We start from the raw sequence: 18,256 nt of genomic DNA on the forward strand, positions 1-18,256 counted from the left end.
ATATAACACATCAGATAATCTGTATTAGGAATTTTTTGAATAAAATCCTCACCAGTCACAGCCTCATAATATTTTGTAGGTTCTGAACTTAAAATACACTTTTCAAATTCACTAAACCAATCTGCAATAAGCAAGCTATTTTTAGGTGCAGCAATAAACCAGTTTTCAAATATAGGAAGTTCACTATTTGTAGTACAATGGTCAGAATAAAAGAGAAAATTACTATTTTGGTCTAGCTTATCTAGAAACCAGCTAAAATCCTGTGTAATAAATATAGATGCATCCATCCAAATTCCACCATATTTTTTTAATAATGCAAGCCTAATATAGTCAGCCTGAATCGCCTTCTTTAGTTTTTTATCATCTAAACTTGGCATATCTATATATTTATGAATATTACTGCTATTCAATATAAAAACGTCATAATCACAACAAACATTTTTTGTATTTTCTATACAGTAGTCAACAAGGTGATTTGGATGCTCTGACTCCCAATACATCCAAATCACCTTTGGAATATTTTCTTTGGAGCCATCAGTTTTATTGGTAAACCAATATTCTTTAGCTGTATAAATAGAGAAAATGAAATTAAAAACAGATTTTAATACATGAAATAAAAATCTTAAAAAAGTAGAAACAGGCTTATTCACAGTATGCTCCTCACAATTGTTTAAAGTAAAAATATATAAATTTTAAAGCAACATCTATGGGTGGCTTTTCTTTATACATCAATACTATAGATTTTTTTAATCCAGAAAAATTTTTAACATGTGAATAATAGTCTAAGTAAATTTTTTTCAAACTATGATCTGTAAAGTGACGATGTTTATCAAACGATTTTAGAAAATCTATGGCTGTTCTATAATCATCTATTATTTTCTGATTTGTTTGATGAACCGCACTTTCTTCTCTTTGGCGATATTTTACTAAACTATGCTTTGTATGCATTATAGAAACATCTTTTAAATATAGCTGAACAAAGAAATGTATATCTTCTAAAATAATACCTTTTTTAAACTCCATATCTTTTAGTAAATCATTTTTTATTACCCTAAGCCAAGATTGCCAAGAACATTCTTTAAACACTTTTGTCAGAAAATCTATATCTTTATAATAAGTACCGTTTGGTAAAGAATCATTTACAGACCATAATATTTCATTGCCATTACTACTTACAGCTGATGCTTCAAAGCTTAAAATATCTATCTCAGGATGCTTATTAAGAGACTGAATTATTTCGTATATATAATTTTTTTCTAAAATGTCATCAGGATCTAAAAAAGCAATAAACTTTCCTCTTGCTAAAGCTAATCCAGTATTCCTTGCCATGCTCACACCAGCATTACTCTGATTTACTATTTTAATATTAGCCTTTATATGTTGTGGTAAAATTTCTGTTTTATCAAAAATAATATCAACGGAGCGATCTAAACTACCATCGTTAATAAAAACAACTTCTACATTATTATTTAATTGAGGGTATAAATCACTTAAAAAATCATCTATATATATTTCCACATTATAAACTGGCACAATAATACTTAATAGATTTTCATTTGACATATTATTTACCTAATTTATGACCTAATATATTCTTTATATAAAAACTTTTTAATTGCACTTTAAATAACAATCCATTTTTAAAAAAATAGTTAGCTAGTGTACCTGCAACTAACTCTGTAATAAATATTGAGGTAACTGCCCCATATATTCCATAAAAATTTATTAAGAAGTAAGCCATAAATAAGTTTAAGAAGACAAGAAAAAGTGTCTTATTTCTTAAGTATTTATGTCCGCCAAAACAGATGATATATTTATCAGCAACTGTTGCTAAACCTGAAAACATGCAGACTAAAACTAAATAAAGTACAATATTATTTACTTCTTTATAATCAGGTCCATATAACCATTCTACAAGAGTATGCCCAAATAAATATAAAAATATAAATGCAGCCAAAGAAACACTAAAAACAATAAAATTTAATACTGCTAGCATTTCAGCACTACGTTGCTCATTTTTCTCTTGATACACTTGGGTCATATAAGAACAAATTATTGCATTAAGAACAAAGTAGTAACTTGTCCCAAGAGTCACAGCAATTGAATAAATACCTAAGTCATGCTGTGATTTTAAACCTAAAAATAATTGACAAATCTTTGTATATAAAACAATAGAGAAACTATATAGAACAAGGTCTTTACCAACATTTATCATATACTTTTGATATATTCTTACTCTATTTTTATTTAATTTCCTTAATTCAACTTTATTATTATTATAGATGTAAAGCCGTATAAGATAAGGAATAACTGTCAATGAAATAATAGGTGCACAAAACCAAATAACATCTAGTTTTAGTTCAACAACAATATAACGAATAAGAAGAGAAATTGCTAACCCAATAGTATTACAAATTACATTTATTTTAGATTTAAGTTGAGCATCAAAGTATATATTATATACATCTTGTAATGAAAAAAATACTGCAACACATGTTGCAAGTGAATAAGAAAGTGTTAAAAAGTCAACCGTATAATATAAGTAAACAATTAACATATATGCCATAATAAAATAAATAGTATTTCTAATTATTCTTGTTGTTTCTATAATTCTTTGGCCTATTTTTACGCTAGTACTCGTTTTTTGGAAGATTACATTTTCAGAACCAAACATTGCTACAGTCTGTAATACAGCAAAGATTGAGCTTGCAAAGACTAATTTACCAAAATTTTCAGGGCCAATATATTTAGCAACTAAGGACGTTACAAATATCAACCCAAAAATAGACAATGATTTTTCAGCCACAATCCAAAGTGTATTAGAAAATACATTAAACTTTATATTCTTTAAATTATACATTTAGATACTTAAAATAAAACTTCTTATTCGAATAATAACTTACTTGCTCATTTAGTAACAGTACTTGATAAGACATATAAACTAAAATCATAGTATCTCATACGTACTATACTAACTCTTAGGCAAGGAGGTCTAAATATCTTCAAAAAGCTTTAAGCTTCAAAGCATTTTCATTATCAGACTCTCTACTTTACACAACTCGCTTCACCCAACTACATAACCATCTAAAAAAGGTTTTTCTAGCAAAAAATCTATTTAAAAACTTTAATGAACTCACGTAGAAGCAAGTGCATGTTGTAAAGTAGACTTGCCAAGATTTTCTTTGCTGTTGTAGTTTAATATATTCGGCCTTTGCTGCTAAAAAATTTTGGTCTATATTGCCTTTACTTTTATGAAGTAAATGAAAATCTATAACATAACTTTTTAAACCTAAAAACTGTGCATTTTGGCATAGGTCTAAACCGTATAAGTGAAAGCCTTTCATTTGTGTGCTGCAACTGAGGTTATGCTTCATATTTATGATCATAAAATTTTCATCTACACTCATGACTTCAGATGGAAAAGGACCATAACTCTGATTATCAGCATGTGGGTCTGTAATTCGTGCAATCAGCTTCCCTTTAGCTGTTCTACCAGCATTACCAATAACTGCCCAGTTAGGATCTACTTTGTCTAACTCAGCAATTTTGTTAAGCAGGTGATCTTTTCTGTCAAAATTAAATAAAATATCCTGATGACAAAAAATTAAATACTTTGCAGTACATTGATTAATTGCATAGTTTATACCACTAAAACCGTCAAAACTATTATTGTTCTTATTATCAAAATAATAAAATTCAGCGTCAGTAAAACCTGCTTGCTTCGCACTTTCCACCATTTCTTGGTATTCGTCAAAACGTGTGACCAAAGTACAAAAGCAAAATAACTTGGTACTTTGGTTGAGCGTTGTAATATCTTTCATTAAATGCGTACGTTCCCTAAACTTTATGCGGGCATGAGTTTAACTAAGAAAGATAACCAAATGATGTGTTTTTTATTTTTTTGCTTTCTTTTTTTATTTATTTTAAATGCATCAAGACTAGATTGCTGACATGACAACATAGCATTGTGCATAGATGCTCGTACATCAAAACCATATTGGTACATTTTTTTCTTATGTAGTCTGCGACTACGTTTTGTTTGGTCTCTTTGATCTTCTTTTGCAATCACACTTGCGTCATGATAACGAAAGTGGTTAAGTTGTTCTGGGGTGTAGAATACATCTCCTAACAGAAGCATTTTAAACCATAAGTCCCAATCACCATTGGTGCGTAGCGAAGGCTGTGCCCCACCAACTTTTCGATAAGTATTGGCATTAAATACAACAGCACTGGCATTAGGTATTGTATTTTTATAGACCAAATATTGGTTTATAAACGCTGTACCTTGCATGCTAAATGCTTGCTGAAACTGGGTGGGATTGGTTAAGTCTGATGTATGACTTAACCAATCGCCTGTCACCTCTCCACATGCATTCATACGTGTAGATTGACAATATGCCACAGCAATTTTTGGCTGTGCTTGCATTGGTGTAACAAGGGTTTCTAATAAAGTGGGCTCTGCAACATCATCTGATTCTGCAATCCAAATAAATTGACCTTGTGCAAGTTCAAAAACAGCTTTGTTCCACTGAAAAAAAGTAGAACCAGAGTTTTTTTCATTGTAAACAATGTGGCTCACTTTGGGGTGTTGTCGGTATTTTTCTATAATGTTTCGGCTATTGTCTGGCGACAGATCATCTAGAATAATCAGCTCAAAGTCTTGAAAAGTTTGCTTTAAAATACTTTCTAGCCGTTGCTCTAAAAACTGTGCATGGTTATAGCTCGGAACAATAACAGATACGACTGGACACCCCATGTATAAACTACCTATTAAAATACATCGTTGTTGGTTTTTGCTTGATTTAAAGACGGTGCAAATTGGTCTTTGTCTGTGAGTTTTAGCTCAACAGATGCATCAATTGGCCACTCAATGCCAATGTCTTTATCATTCCAAACAATAGAACGCTCGCATGCTTTAGAGTAGTAGTTTGTGGTTTTGTACAAGAACTGGGTATTGTCTTCTAATGCAACAAAACCGTGTGCAAATCCTGCAGGAATCCAAAACTGCTTATGGTTTTCACCGCTAAGCTCTAAACCGACCCACTGACCAAAAGTTTCTGAGTCTTTGCGAATATCTACGGCAACATCCCAAGCACGGCCTTGTACTACACGTACAAGTTTACCTTGTGCATGTGGGTTAAGTTGGTAGTGCAAACCACGCAATACTCCTTTTTGCGAATATGAGTGATTGTCTTGTACAAATTGTGGCACATCTAAGTTTCGCTCACGCAGGGCATTTTCAAAGTTTTGTTGGTTAAAACTTTCCATAAACCAACCACGGTCATCGCCAAATACTTTTGGCTCTAGTATAAGTAGCCCTTTAATCTTTGTTTCTATAATATTCATGATGCAATATTCCCTTACGCTTTAGCTTGGTTTTCTTGGTAAAGTTTCAGTAAGTACTGACCATAACCTGTTTTTTTGAAGAACTCACCACGTGCTAATAATTGTTCTGGGCTAATCCAACCATTGTTAAAAGAAATTTCTTCCAAACTTGCGACTTTAAGACCTTGGCGGTGTTCGATTGTTTGTACAAATTGGCTTGCTTCTAGCAATGAGTCGTGTGTACCTGTATCTAACCATGCAAAACCACGGCCCAACACTTCAACATTTAACTGCTCTTGCTGTAAGTAAACATTGTTTACATCTGTGATTTCTAACTCACCACGGTGTGATGGTTTAATATTTTTTGCAACGTCAACGACACTGTTGTCATAAAAATATAGTCCCGTCACTGCATAGTTTGACTTCGGTTGAGTTGGTTTTTCCTCAATACTTAACGCTTTACCTTGTTGATCAAAGTCAACCACACCAAAACGCTCTGGGTCATTTACATAATACCCAAAGACTGTTGCACCCTGTTCTTGGGCTGCTGCACGCTTGAGCTGATCACTAAAATGTTGACCATAAAAAATATTGTCACCTAAAATAAGGCACACATTGTCTTGGCCAATAAACTCTTCACCTAGAATAAAGGCTTGAGCTAAGCCATCTGGAGAAGGCTGTACTTTATAAGAAAGTTTAATACCGAGTTCTTCACCTGTACCCAATAGTTTTTCAAAATTAGGTAAGTCTTCTGGTGTAGAAATAATAAGAATTTCATTGATACCCGCAAGCATAAGTACAGATAACGGGTAGTAAATCATTGGCTTGTCATAAATAGGTAAAAGCTGTTTCGATGTACCCATAGTAATTGGATATAAGCGTGTACCTGAACCGCCCGCTAAAATAATGCCTTTACGTTTTTTCGTTTGACTCATGATAAAATTTCTCCGAGCGTATGTGCCACGCCTTGTTGCCAGTGTGGCAAATGTACTTTAAATTGTTGTGTTAGCTTATCTGTGTTTAAACGTGAGTTTAAAGGGCGTGTTGCAGGTGTAGGATATGCTTCGGTCGTAATAGGATGAACCTTTTTTAGGGTATGTGTTGCACCTAAGCGACTTGCTGTTGCAAAAATAAACTGAGCATACTCAAACCAAGAGGTTTCACCCTGTGGTGCTAAGTGATAATGCCCATGTAAAGTTTTTTGTAAACTTGGGTTTAATACATAATAACGAATGACCTGAGCGGTAATATCTGCAATGAGTGCAGCACTGGTCGGTGCACCAATCTGATCAGCAATAATACTCAGCTCTTCTTTCATCTGTGCCAATTTGAGCATGGTCTTAATAAAATTATGGCCATGTGTACCATAGACCCAACTGGTACGAAAGTTCAAAAAGTTTACACCAGATTGCTCTAATGCAACTTCACCTGCTCGCTTGCTTTTCCCATACACATTATTTGGTGCGGTTGTATCTGTTTCAGACCACGGCGTTGTACCTTGGCCTGAAAAAACATAATCTGTAGAGTAATGCACGAGTAATGCATTATGTTTTTTGGCTTGCATCGCCAAATGCTCTACAGCTAAATGGTTGACTAAATTGGCTTGTTCTTGCTCTGTTTCAGCTTTATCTACGGCAGTATACGCTGTGGCATTCACCACAATATGAGGTTGATACTGCTCGAACACTTGACTGATTTGGTCAAAGTCACAAAGATCGCCACTCAAACCCAATGTAGGATGTATTTGGCGGTCTAATGCCAATACATCACCTAAAGGCTGTAAAGCACGTTGTAGCTCCCAACCAACTTGTCCATTTTTACCAAGTAATAGTATTTTCATACGTAGCAATCTCACTGCTCGGCTTGGTATTGTTGGGTTAGCCAGTTTTTGTAGTCACCACTTTGTACATTTTCAATCCACTGTGTATTCTCTAAATACCACTGCACTGTTTTTCTTAGGCCTGTTTCAAAACTTTCTAGTGGAACCCAACCTAAATCTTTCTCAATTTTACTTGCATCAATGGCATAACGTAAATCATGGCCAGGGCGGTCTTTTACATAAGTAATTAAGTCTTGGTAATGTTCAACACCTGCCGGTTTATTGGGTGCTAATTCTTCCAAAAGTGTACAAATAGATTTTACAACATCTATATTTTTTTGCTCGTTGTGACCACCAATATTATATGTTTCACCTATTTTCGCTTCGGTCACGACTTTATATAAAGCACGAGCATGATCTTCTACATATAACCAGTCACGAATTTGCTCACCATTGCCATAAACTGGCAGTGCTTTACCTGCAAGTGCATTTAAGATAATAAGAGGAATAAGCTTTTCAGGGAAGTGGAATGGCCCATAGTTATTTGAACAGTTCGTCAGTACAACAGGTAGCCCATAGGTTCTGTGCCATGCACGTACTAAATGGTCTGAGCTGGCTTTACTTGCAGAATACGGTGAGCTTGGTGCATACGGTGTAGTTTCTGTAAATAAATCCTCTGTACCTTCTAAATCACCATACACTTCATCTGTAGAAATATGATGGAAACGGAACGTCGCTTTTTTACTTTCTTCTAAAGCATTCCAATAAAAACGCGTAGCCTCTAGTAATTGGTACGTACCAATAATATTGGTTTCAATAAAGTCTTGTGACCCTGTAATCGAACGGTCTACGTGTGACTCAGCAGCCAAATGCATGACTAAATCTGGCTGAAACTCTTGAAAGATTTGATCTAATGCAACACGATCACAAATGTCAGTTTGTGAAAACTGGTAACGCTCATTATTCGCAACACTCACCAATGACTCTAGATTACCTGCATAAGTCAGCTTATCTAGATTTAAAACATGGTGTGTTGTATTTTGAATAATATGGCGCACAACGGCTGACCCAATAAATCCTGCACCACCTGTGACTAAAATGTTCATCTTTAAAACACCATTGTATTGATTTAAATTTGTTAAAAAACGAGTGGAAATTTCACACCCAAAGAAACGCCATTATCGAAGTGTCGAGATTCTGAATGCCCAACCCAACCATTTAGTTGTACTTCGTAACCAGGCTTAAATGTATTCACCCACCCAAGCTGTAGTGCTTTTATGGTGTCTTCTACTGGAAATGCTTTATTAATATGCACACCTTGGTTGACTGTATTAGATTGATCTACTTTTGCATATAACAATCGGGTATTTACACGGTTGGTCGCATCTAGCTGTATATTTCCACCAATGCTGTACATTTGACCATCCCCGCCCATGGCATGTCCTAGTGGGTAACCATATTCGTAGTACCCACCTCTATAGACATGATGGTTATAGGTATAGCCCCAGACTTTGCCGCTGGTGCGGGTATCTGCCCACTCTGCATAGATTTGATAAGGCAAACCTTGGTAACTAGAAGAAAAGTCTAGGCCTGCTAAGTATAAATTACGTGATGGTAATTTACCTGCTTCATCTTCACCGACTAATTGACCATATATACCTACAGGTAGTTGCAATAAAGGCTGTAAATTAAGTCTGGCATCGAAACCACCAAGCTGATTTGAAGGGTCTAATGTATTGCCATATACATTATCTTGACCTATAGTCGCTTTCCATAAAGTACTTAACCCTTCATCTCTATTTTTACCACCCCACTGAATAGACCTAGATGCACCAAGCTCTAAAAATGAAAAAGGTTGTATGGTTACACGCATGCCCAAAAGTTTAGTTTGTGGTAATGCTGTATAGTGCTGTAACTGGCCTGCAAACAGTTGGTATTGCCATGGGCCTAACCAAGACAGCCATTTGGTTTCAAAAGCTTGTTGCTGTGCACGTTGGGCTGAAAAACCTGCCACTGGACGAGTAGCATCACCACGAATTAAACTGCCATCATGCCCAGGCCCCCACCACACAGGTATGTCGCCAACAATAAGCCATTGGTTCCATAATTTTCCTGCCGCATAAGAGCCATTAAGGTTCAGCTTATTGTTTGTGCTAATACGCTGTTCGGCTTCAACATTAGTTTGTAAATGTATATCCCAATTTGAGCGACTCTGTTGTAACGTCAGCCCAGCATTATATTGAGCTGCATTGCTTGCTGTTTCAGAAAAACTCGCAGGCAACCGGTTTTGAGCTGTTGCAACATTAATCTGTGCAGTGGCAAATGCTTGTGGCTGTAGCTTTTGCGAAACGGCATCAAGTACCTTTTTTTGAGCACTGTTTTTAATCACAGCATGGCTTAAAGCATCACTCACCGCATCTGCACTGATTGGCCAAGTTGAGGTGCTCAGTGCTATCACGCCTTGCTGGTTTAGCCAGTTAAGGTCTGAGCGTAGATTATTGTCATTCAGCAACAAAGCTTGTGCAGATGCACACGTACCTGTTAAACCCAATATAGACAGCAACAGTATTTTTTTAAACAACATATCTTTCCTCACTTGGCATTTATATCAATTTACTTCTTTGCCTTGTAGTCGTATGCGTAATTATAGCCGTAGCCATAACTGCCCGTGCTTTGAATATCATTAAGCACTACACCATGAATTGGGCTATTTGAGTTCGTAAAACGGTTAATTGTGAGCTCAAGCTCTTTTTTACTGGTTTTAGCAAAACGTACCACCAATAAATTCACATCACTAAACTGCGAAACAATAGTGGCGTCTGTCACAGCCAATACAGGTGGTGTGTCTATAATAATATGATCATACTCTGTTTTGAGTTGATCTAGCATTTTCTCAAACAAGCCTGTGTTGAGTAACTCAGATGGGTGTGATGGGTTCTTACCACGACCTAAAAAGTGCAGTGTTTCTAAGTCTGTAGGTTTAATCACTTCATTAATACTCGATTTTTCAAGTAAAACCTCTGCAAGACCATTTTCATTTTCATTACTAAAATACTTATGTAAGTAACCACGACGCATGTCGCCATCTATAAGTAAAATACGACTGCCACTTTGTGCCAAAATAGCAGCTAAGTTTGCAGATATAAATGATTTCCCAACCGCAGGTGATGCACCAGAAATCATAATGACTTTATTTTCAGTTTTTGCTAAAGCAAAATGAATAGCCGTACGCAAACTTCTTAAACTTTCAATGGCTACATCATCACTGTCTTTAATCGCAAGCAAAGGAATGCTACTTTTCTTTTTCAGTAATTTATCTTTAAGCAATTGCTGTGGTGAGCGTGGTACTGTTGCATACACAGGCAAGTCAAACTGAGTCTCAATTTCGGCCGTGTCTTTTATGCCTGTACGTAATAGATTACGTGTGAGTGCAATCATGACACCAAAGAATAAGCCAACTATTATAGATAACGCCAAAATAATTAAGCCGCGCGGTTTAATAGCTTTAATTGGCTGAATGGCTGTATCAATAATACGTACATTACCAATTTCACCCGCTTTAGCAACACTCATCGTTTGGTAAGTATTGAGTAAACTGGTATATAACTCATTTTTCACTTCAACTTCACGGTACAGTTGTAAGTACTGACGCTGTGTTTCTGGCAACTTTTTTAAACTGCTATTTAACTCAGCAATTTTTTGATCTATTGCAGTAATTTGGGCATTTATTTGCAATACCATTGGGTGCTCAGAGGTGTATTTGGCTTGTAACTCCGCCTGTTTTTCCTTGAGCACAATTTTCTGTGTTTCTAGGTCTACACTTTGCTTTAAGTACAGTTGGGCTTCTTGGTTTACATCTACAGTATTATTTTTTTCACGAAAGCGGTTAAACACTTTTTCAGCCGTGTCTAAATCTTCTTTTAAAACTGGCAATTGCTTGTTTAAAAAAGATAAAGTTTGTGCTTTTTGTGCAGAGCTACTTTCTATATTTTGTTGTTTATAGTTACTCAACACGCGGTTAAGTGCTTCTGTAATCAGTTGTTTGTCTGTACCTTGGTAGGTTAAACCAATAATATTGGTTTGCTTACCTCTTTCCTGTGCAGAATAGTTCCCTATAAAGTTATTGGTAGCCGTTGTAATGGCATTTTTAGTGACAATATATTGATCAGGTAATGTATCTTTACTGTCTATTTCAACGGTCCATACATTATCTGAATCGGTTTTTTTCTGCTCTAAAGTATTCAGCTGACCTTTAAACAGCACTTGTTCTGTTTTTTTGTCAGTAAATGTATAGGTGTTTGCAGTAAAACTGAGTAGCAACGGTTGGTCTAAAAATGCCTGCGGTACATTCAGTTTTTTAATGACGAAACTGGCTTTATCTTGATAAACACTTACACCTTGTGGTGAGTATTGTGTATTAAATTTAAGTGGACTAAAAACTTTAGTGATCAATGAGTTGTTTTTTGGTTCAACCGCAATGTCTAAATTAAGTTGCTGTATAGTACTACCCAGTACAAGACGAGACTTTAATATTTCAACTTCGCCATCTGCCAATTGCGAACCACCAAGTCCGCCTGCGCCCATAATACCAGATAGCTCTTTACCCAACAGGGCCGATGATGCACCACTTTTGTCTTCTACTTGTACCATGGCATCTACAGAATAGACTTTTGGTGTCACACGTAAGTATAAAGTTGCACATATCAATGCAATAATTATGCAAATAATAATGACTTTCCACTGTGCAATTAAAGAAAAAAATAGCTCTTTTAAATCTATGGTATCTTCTGGTTTTTGTGGTGTATATGTATAGCTCATAGCATCCGCATCAATGTGTTAAATTCTTATTCCAATCCGCAACGCATGCCGTAATTAGGTCACAGGCCTCATCAAAAACATGTTGCTCTTTTTTAAACGGGTCAGCAATATTTTTATCTTGCCAGTGCCCTAAACGAAAAGTTTTCCCTTTCGCCATCGGCCACGTTTGTTCCACATGCTTTTGCTGGCGCTGACTCATGACCAGAATCAGGTCTGCTTCCGCAACAAGTGCTGTATTTAATTGTCTTGCACGGTGTGGTGACAAATCTAACTGCAAACGTTTAGCCGTGTATTGTGCTTTTTCATCTGCGGGATAATCAACCAATGCAGAAATGCCTGCAGATGACACGTTTAAGTGAGGGCATTGTTTTTTTAGCAAATACTCACCAATAGGGCTACGGCAAATATTACCAATGCAAACCACCAATACATTTTTGATTTGCATATTATTTTCCTAACTGGTCAATCGTATACAGTGTACTAGAGAATGGAATGATTTGATTCACGATACGCTGCCAACGGGTCAAGCCTGTAGCATCAACATAAACCACATCGTTACGTTGCATCACAAATTGATTTGCAATGGCAAGGTCACCAATATTAGATAAGTTCATTTGGTAAATCGTGGTTTTTTTATCTTTTATATCACTACGGACGACATAAATTTTACTGGCACTGGCTGCAGTGGCATCTATACCTAAACCTTCACCCAACACATCAGACAAGCTCATGCCTTGGTCACGCATGGCCAATGCTTGATTTTTCCCAGCTTCACCCATCAGGTAAATTTTGTTGTCTGCTTTAGCATTGACATAAATGGTATCGTCAGGCTGTAACAGGAGTTTATTCAGTGAATAACCTGCTTTTTCTAATGCAACCGTATTTAGGTTATAGCTTTGGCCCTGACGTACCAACACTACAGAAGTACTGTCACCTGTCGTACTTACTCCACCTGCAAGGCCAAGGGCAGCATACACGCTGATCGGTTGGTCATTTAAATAAAACTGACCGCCTTTTTGTACATTGCCTTGTACAGAGTAACGTTTACCCTGATAAGTAATGACGCGTACAACAACATCGGGGCTTTTCAAATAACGTGCAAAAAGCTGACGTACTTCTTTATTCACTTGCGTGAGGGTTTTGCCTTGTGCCAAATAGCGACCAACCAATGGCAGTTGAATATATCCCTCTTGGTCTATTGGGTAACCATAAGCTTGTACTGTTTGCTCATTAGAGGTGGCAACAGGTGGCGAAATTTCTGGATAGTTCCAAAGCTGTATAGATAACACATCGCCAGAGGTTAATTTATAAATCTGTTGTTGTGTATTAAATAACACACTGTAATTAGAAAGATTTTCACCTTTTATCGATGGTATGGCACTAATTGTTGTTTGATTTAAGGGCACAACGTTCACTGTTGTACCTAAGTCTGTTTTATACTCGCCTTGTGTAGGCAGGTTATATGTTTGTAAACCTGACACCATTGCACAGCTCGTGACATTTATGCTTAAAAAACCAACTAGAAGTATTTTAGAGTAATTCACTTTTATCACTTGAGTCTAGACACTGTCATATATGTTATTTGACTTATAATAATCTAATTTTCCCATATTCCAAACACTCAGATGTAATTTATTTATTTATTATAAAAATCTAAAGCTTAAATACAAACACAAGCTCAAAATACAAGAAAATAAAACAACATATGATCTAATATAACTGAGTGATATTGCTGTAGATTTTACTTCCACCTTAATATTTCGAAAAAATCAACTTTAGTTTTTGATGTAACATATATACCACACTCATAGCTGTTAAACCGAGCCAAGCCCCTTTAAAAAAATCCACTAAACCATCACCAACGGTATGATAAGGGTCTGCCTGTAAACGCTGCCAACTTAATACACCTGCACCATGCCATACTTGTGCAAATGCACAGATACAAACCACAATACATAAAATCATTACTGCGGACTTCTTTACAAACAGTACGCTTACCCGATATTGCTTTACATACCGATAAATCATATAAGCAATGATTGGCAAAGGAATGGCTGAACTGAGCAACTGTAGAAGCATATGAATAGAAATCAGATGACCAAAAACTGAAATATTTTTTGAAAGTTGCTCATAAAATACTAACGTGCGTGCGTCTGCATGTGTAAAACCATCCCAAAGTAAGTGAGTTACAGTACCAATCATAATTGCAACAATGGTCATAACAATAAAAAAGATTTTTTTACGCCACGTGGGCATATCAATGGGATCATTTAATGCAAAAATTTGATATAGCATTGGGCGGTAAAATATGTACCATAGTGCAGAAAAAAATAGCCCTATAAACAAATTTGGCTCGATAATTGCTGACCATTGGTGGCTTGCATTATGATCATTTTCCACAAAAAAACGAATCAGGTCAGGTGCCATACATCCCACAGCCAATGCCGCAATAGGCAGTTTACCTTGGCTAAGTCGCGCCAATGGCTGTGCAAGTACGGCGTGAGAAATTGTAAATGGCAATGTGGTTTCCTTATATCGCATGTAATTGCTTTAAGCCAAAATTTTACCGAATCAGCTTTATTTTTAAGCTATTTTAAGTTTTGTACTCTAAGATCAATTCCTGTTGGCAAAATGTAACAAACGTACTTAGAGAGTAACTATGATTTACAGTGACTACAGCATACAAGAATTAGACTATACCAACCCAAGTGTTGCACATTATGCCAATGCACCCCATACAATCAATAAAAATAGCTTTTCTATAGATGATTACATACAAAAACAACTGAGCAAAAAGCGAGTTAAAAATAGTTTATCTGACACATATACTGCTATTTATAAACATTTGAATGATGCCATTATTAAACAAACAGATCAAATGAACCAGTTTTTCGATTTAAGTAAATTTACAGGGCGACTAAAACAAATTTCTGCACGAGTAAGCTCTGCACGTTGTGCCCGTAGCATACGTACTGCCCTTGAAAATGCAGGGGCACACATTGATCAACACCCCGTTGCCGCCTCTGACTGGGGCCGAACCTTAGAGAAAATTGGCTATAAAAAAATTGACCCTGCCTTTGACCAGCCTATTGAAGGCGATATTTATATTATTCAACGCACCAAACGACATACCTATGGGCATATTGCAGGCTATACAGGGACACAGTGGGTTTCAGACTATAAACAACCTTCATATGATGTATATCATGACCCTGAGGCCACTTATGTATACTATCGTTTAAGCTCATCTTAAATAGTAAGTATATTTAATCAAACACCAACAATATAACGAGAATTCTTTTTAAAAACCAATTTAGTAAACTTCAACAATAGTAAAGACATTACAGTAATAAATAATGATATGAATAAATAACTCATCAGATTTGGCTCAACTTGAACCCATTTATTAAAAAAAAGCACTCCATATAAAACAGGCATATGCATAAAAAATATACCAAAACTATTTCTAGCAAATATAGACAGTACACTATATTCTTTATTTAAATACCTAGAAAATAAACCAAATATAAATATGGTTAAGCACATTTTTTGCAAATACATATAGTCTATACCATTAAAATCCATCATATTTGAATGATAATTGCCAATATGATTCTTAAATGTTGTTTGAGTCACAACAAGAAAAGTAAACAATATGAAGCTAATGGTAATAGCTAAGTTAGAGGAGAATATATCTTGTTTTTTTAATACAAAAGACCCCATTAAGTAAACAGGAATATAATAAATAAGCGATTGGAATGCATTAAAGCTATCTATTGGTCTTTGCACAAAAATAGAAATAACACTAAGTACAACAATTAAAACTGACATTAAGTTGGTATAACTATCAACCTTCCTTAAGATTGGATACGCTAAAAATAGTAGTATCGCAAATGGGATATACCAATAGGCAAAAAATGACATACCTGTAAGAATATATAAAATCGGTTGAAGCCAATGATCATATCCAGCAAAAAAACCCTTATCTCTTAAGACCCACATCAAGATCATGGGTAAGCTCATACATAAATATGGTGGAATAAGCTGTATGATTTTTTTTGAAAAAAAATCTCTAAATGTATATCTTGGATAAAATACTTTGGGTGTTAAGTAACCTGTAATAAATACAAAAAAGAATGTTGCACCCGCAAAAATATTACTAATAAACGAATCAAGCATATTTATATTGTTTAATTTATTATCGTACAAGAAACCAGTACAGTGAGATAATACGATAAGCAATATTACCAATGCCCTAAAGTTGTCGATACAAAAAGATCTTGTCATATATTATTAAATTTCAAACTTCGCTCCCGCATATAGTAGTTGTAACAAAAATGTAATACAAATTTTTTATTATTTTAAATCAGTAACTTAAAATACAATAATTATCATTAATATTATTATTTAGCAAAAATATAAGTATTCTTAACCAATCATCAGTTATTCATCTGAGGGTAAGATATAAATAATATTAGATATTATGATTTATTGAGAGAATTATCATCTAAAGTAATGACGTGGTTTAACCATATAATATGATAAATACCCATACTATAAAAACCGTTAGGTATCTCTTTCGCCCAGCTAGATATGCTGTCTTAATTCATCTATTTTTTACCCACCTGATGATACGCACGGTTAAAATAAACCAACCCCTGATCATTTTTATTTTGCTGAATAGCAACCACCGCACACATAAATACAGCATGTGTACCCACCTCTTGAATTTGATCAATTTTGCAATCAAAGCTAACCAGTGCATCTTTTAAAATGGGTGCACCTGTAACCAGTGTTTCCCACTCACCATGCTCAAAGCGCTCTTCTGAACTCAATTTAGAGGCAAAGACTTGCGATATATTTTCTTGATGTGCTGCTAATACATTTACAGTCAAAATATTGTTTTCAACAAAGTGTACATATGATCTAGATGCCTTATTCATACAAACCAATAACGTTCCAGGTGTATCTGTGACGCTACACACGGCAGATGCAGTAAAACCATGCTGTCCAGATACACCATTTGTGGTAATCACATTAACTGCACTTGTTAATAAAGACATTGCATTTCTAAAGTCTATTGCTTCGACCATGACGTTATTCCTTGTTTGCACCACATGTGTAGTGTATATAAATCACACCACGCAACCGTGTTACGTAGCCTGATGACATAAAATAGATTAAAAACGATATAGTAAAAAGTGACTACCTTCGCCATCAGCCAAAGCAGTCACTTTGAGAAATTGCTATACTATTTTAATAGCTCATTGCGCACAATGGCAGCACCTGCAGCCAAAGCATTTAACTTGCCTCTTGCTACTGCACGGGGCAGTGGTGCCATACCACAGTTTGTGCATGGGTAAAGTTTATCTGCATCTACAAATTGCAATGCTTTGCGTAGCGTATCTGCAACTTCTTCTGGTGTTTCAATCTGATGGTTTGCCACATCAATTGCACCCACCATCACTTTTTTACCACGAATCAGCTCAAGTAAATCCATTGGCACATGAGAGTTATGACACTCTAATGAAATGATGTCGATGTTAGATTTTTGCAATTTAGGAAATGCTTCTTCGTACTGACGCCACTCTGAACCTAAAGTCTTTTTCCAATCTGTATTGGCTTGAATACCGTAACCATAGCAAATATGCACGGCAGTTTCACATTTCAGACCTTCAATGGCTCTTTCAAGGGTAGCAATTCCCCATTCGTTGACTTCATCAAAAAAGACATTAAATGCAGGCTCATCAAACTGAATAATATCAACCCCTGCGGCCTCTAGCTCTAACGCTTCTTGGTTAAGAATTTTGGCAAATTCCCAAGCCAATTTTTCACGGCTTTTATAGTGGCTATCGTACAGCGTATCAATCATAGTCATTGGGCCAGGAAGTGCCCATTTGATTGGCTGGTCTGTCTGCTGACGTAAAAACTTCGCATCTTCAACAAAAACAGGCTTTTTACGTGACACAGGGCCAACAACTGTAGGAACACTTGCATCGTAACGATCACGGATTTTAACCGTTTCACGCTTTTCAAAATCAACACCTTCAAGGTGTTCAATAAAAGTAGTCACAAAGTGTTGGCGTGATTGTTCACCATCACTCACAATATCTATGCCTGCAACCGCTTGTTCTTGTAATGACACACGTAATGCATCTTGTTTGCCTTCAACAAGTTGATCGCCTTCTAATTTCCATGGTGACCAAAGCTTCTCAGGTTGAGCAAGCCAAGATGGTTTTGGCAAACTGCCAGCAGTTGAAGTCGGTAATAATTTTTTCATAATAAAGTCATCTT

General features: G+C 35.7%; 18 protein-coding genes. 1 reads left to right on the forward strand and 17 read right to left on the reverse strand.

Annotated elements, in window-relative coordinates; translation table 11 throughout:
- The 14 genes from I2F31_RS12360 to I2F31_RS12425 all read right to left on the reverse strand — a co-directional run.
- Positions 1 to 650 (reverse strand): glycosyltransferase family 32 protein (locus I2F31_RS12360; protein ID WP_323127585.1); only part of this gene is annotated, 650 nt, incomplete at its 3' end.
- Positions 651 to 660: 10 nt separating this feature from the next.
- Positions 661 to 1,563, reverse strand: a complete 903-nt coding sequence (locus tag I2F31_RS12365; RefSeq protein WP_195773958.1) for a glycosyltransferase — start codon at positions 1,561 to 1,563, stop codon at positions 661 to 663.
- 1 nt (position 1,564) lies between these two features.
- Positions 1,565 to 2,860: an MATE family efflux transporter gene (locus I2F31_RS12370; RefSeq protein WP_195773959.1), complete on the reverse strand. Its 1,296-nt coding sequence runs from the start codon at positions 2,858 to 2,860 to the stop codon at positions 1,565 to 1,567.
- Positions 2,861 to 3,050: 190 nt separating this feature from the next.
- Positions 3,051 to 3,821 (reverse strand): glycosyltransferase family protein, encoded by a 771-nt coding sequence (locus I2F31_RS12375; protein WP_195773960.1) that lies wholly within the window; start codon positions 3,819 to 3,821, stop codon positions 3,051 to 3,053.
- 23 nt (positions 3,822 to 3,844) lie between these two features.
- The gene (locus I2F31_RS12380) at positions 3,845 to 4,756 is read right to left on the reverse strand and encodes a glycosyltransferase (RefSeq protein WP_195773961.1); all 912 of its coding nucleotides are present in this window, start codon (positions 4,754 to 4,756) and stop codon (positions 3,845 to 3,847) included.
- 14 nt (positions 4,757 to 4,770) lie between these two features.
- Entirely contained in the window at positions 4,771 to 5,346 is a 576-nt protein-coding gene (gene rfbC, locus I2F31_RS12385) for a dTDP-4-dehydrorhamnose 3,5-epimerase (protein WP_195773962.1), read from the reverse strand.
- 14 nt (positions 5,347 to 5,360) lie between these two features.
- Positions 5,361 to 6,260, reverse strand: a complete 900-nt coding sequence (gene rfbA / locus I2F31_RS12390; RefSeq protein WP_195773963.1) for a glucose-1-phosphate thymidylyltransferase RfbA — start codon at positions 6,258 to 6,260, stop codon at positions 5,361 to 5,363.
- Positions 6,257 to 7,165, reverse strand: a complete 909-nt coding sequence (rfbD, locus tag I2F31_RS12395) for a dTDP-4-dehydrorhamnose reductase (RefSeq protein WP_195773964.1) — start codon at positions 7,163 to 7,165, stop codon at positions 6,257 to 6,259. The genes rfbA and rfbD overlap by 4 nt, the downstream gene beginning before the upstream one ends.
- Positions 7,166 to 7,176: 11 nt before the next feature.
- Positions 7,177 to 8,250: a dTDP-glucose 4,6-dehydratase gene (gene rfbB / locus I2F31_RS12400; protein ID WP_195773965.1), complete on the reverse strand. Its 1,074-nt coding sequence runs from the start codon at positions 8,248 to 8,250 to the stop codon at positions 7,177 to 7,179.
- 32 nt (positions 8,251 to 8,282) lie between these two features.
- Complete coding sequence (locus I2F31_RS12405; protein ID WP_195773966.1) at positions 8,283 to 9,728, reverse strand: capsule assembly Wzi family protein; 1,446 nt, start codon at positions 9,726 to 9,728, stop codon at positions 8,283 to 8,285.
- 29 nt (positions 9,729 to 9,757) lie between these two features.
- Positions 9,758 to 11,962, reverse strand: coding sequence for a polysaccharide biosynthesis tyrosine autokinase (locus I2F31_RS12410; RefSeq protein WP_195769937.1), 2,205 nt, complete (start codon positions 11,960 to 11,962; stop codon positions 9,758 to 9,760).
- Positions 11,963 to 11,972: 10 nt separating this feature from the next.
- Positions 11,973 to 12,407, reverse strand: a complete 435-nt coding sequence (locus I2F31_RS12415) for a low molecular weight protein-tyrosine-phosphatase (protein WP_195769938.1) — start codon at positions 12,405 to 12,407, stop codon at positions 11,973 to 11,975.
- Position 12,408: 1 nt separating this feature from the next.
- A complete protein-coding gene (locus I2F31_RS12420; protein WP_407647892.1) occupies positions 12,409 to 13,506 on the reverse strand; it encodes a polysaccharide biosynthesis/export family protein in 1,098 nt (365 codons plus the stop codon).
- Positions 13,507 to 13,714: 208 nt separating this feature from the next.
- Entirely contained in the window at positions 13,715 to 14,482 is a 768-nt protein-coding gene (locus I2F31_RS12425) for a DUF4184 family protein (protein WP_195769939.1), read from the reverse strand.
- A 139-nt stretch (positions 14,483 to 14,621) separates the two neighbouring features.
- Between I2F31_RS12425 and I2F31_RS12430 the strand changes: the two genes are divergently transcribed.
- On the forward strand, positions 14,622 to 15,215 hold the full coding sequence (locus tag I2F31_RS12430; RefSeq protein WP_195769940.1) for a CHAP domain-containing protein: 594 nt from the start codon (positions 14,622 to 14,624) through the stop codon (positions 15,213 to 15,215).
- 17 nt (positions 15,216 to 15,232) lie between these two features.
- On the opposite strand, the gene I2F31_RS12435 is transcribed toward I2F31_RS12430, so the two are convergent.
- The 3 genes from I2F31_RS12435 to I2F31_RS12445 form a co-directional block, all read right to left on the reverse strand.
- Positions 15,233 to 16,249 (reverse strand): acyltransferase family protein, encoded by a 1,017-nt coding sequence (locus I2F31_RS12435; RefSeq protein WP_228285935.1) that lies wholly within the window; start codon positions 16,247 to 16,249, stop codon positions 15,233 to 15,235.
- A 323-nt stretch (positions 16,250 to 16,572) separates the two neighbouring features.
- Positions 16,573 to 17,055 (reverse strand): flavin reductase family protein, encoded by a 483-nt coding sequence (locus tag I2F31_RS12440; RefSeq protein WP_195769942.1) that lies wholly within the window; start codon positions 17,053 to 17,055, stop codon positions 16,573 to 16,575.
- 158 nt (positions 17,056 to 17,213) lie between these two features.
- On the reverse strand, positions 17,214 to 18,242 hold the full coding sequence (locus tag I2F31_RS12445; protein WP_195769943.1) for a methionine synthase: 1,029 nt from the start codon (positions 18,240 to 18,242) through the stop codon (positions 17,214 to 17,216).
- Positions 18,243 to 18,256: the final 14 nt, after the last annotated feature.

This window comes from Acinetobacter rathckeae (genome assembly GCF_015627125.1).
Lineage (GTDB): Bacteria > Pseudomonadota > Gammaproteobacteria > Pseudomonadales > Moraxellaceae > Acinetobacter > Acinetobacter rathckeae.

Bases quoted from the DNA above. Each gene is read 5' to 3' on its own strand.
- I2F31_RS12365 (WP_195773958.1), bottom strand. From the start codon at position 1,563: ATGTCAAATGAAAATCTATTAAGTATTATTGTGCCAGTTTATAATGTG.
- I2F31_RS12370 (WP_195773959.1), bottom strand. From the start codon at position 2,860: ATGTATAATTTAAAGAATATAAAGTTTAATGTATTTTCTAATACACTT.
- I2F31_RS12375 (WP_195773960.1), bottom strand. From the start codon at position 3,821: ATGAAAGATATTACAACGCTCAACCAAAGTACCAAGTTATTTTGCTTT.
- I2F31_RS12380 (WP_195773961.1), bottom strand. From the start codon at position 4,756: ATGGGGTGTCCAGTCGTATCTGTTATTGTTCCGAGCTATAACCATGCA.
- rfbC (WP_195773962.1), bottom strand. From the start codon at position 5,346: ATGAATATTATAGAAACAAAGATTAAAGGGCTACTTATACTAGAGCCA.
- rfbA (WP_195773963.1), bottom strand. From the start codon at position 6,260: ATGAGTCAAACGAAAAAACGTAAAGGCATTATTTTAGCGGGCGGTTCA.
- rfbD (WP_195773964.1), bottom strand. From the start codon at position 7,165: ATGAAAATACTATTACTTGGTAAAAATGGACAAGTTGGTTGGGAGCTA.
- rfbB (WP_195773965.1), bottom strand. From the start codon at position 8,250: ATGAACATTTTAGTCACAGGTGGTGCAGGATTTATTGGGTCAGCCGTT.
- I2F31_RS12405 (WP_195773966.1), bottom strand. From the start codon at position 9,728: ATGTTGTTTAAAAAAATACTGTTGCTGTCTATATTGGGTTTAACAGGT.
- I2F31_RS12410 (WP_195769937.1), bottom strand. From the start codon at position 11,962: ATGAGCTATACATATACACCACAAAAACCAGAAGATACCATAGATTTA.
- I2F31_RS12415 (WP_195769938.1), bottom strand. From the start codon at position 12,407: ATGCAAATCAAAAATGTATTGGTGGTTTGCATTGGTAATATTTGCCGT.
- I2F31_RS12430 (WP_195769940.1), top strand. From the start codon at position 14,622: ATGATTTACAGTGACTACAGCATACAAGAATTAGACTATACCAACCCA.
- I2F31_RS12435 (WP_228285935.1), bottom strand. From the start codon at position 16,249: ATGACAAGATCTTTTTGTATCGACAACTTTAGGGCATTGGTAATATTG.
- I2F31_RS12440 (WP_195769942.1), bottom strand. From the start codon at position 17,055: ATGGTCGAAGCAATAGACTTTAGAAATGCAATGTCTTTATTAACAAGT.
- I2F31_RS12445 (WP_195769943.1), bottom strand. From the start codon at position 18,242: ATGAAAAAATTATTACCGACTTCAACTGCTGGCAGTTTGCCAAAACCA.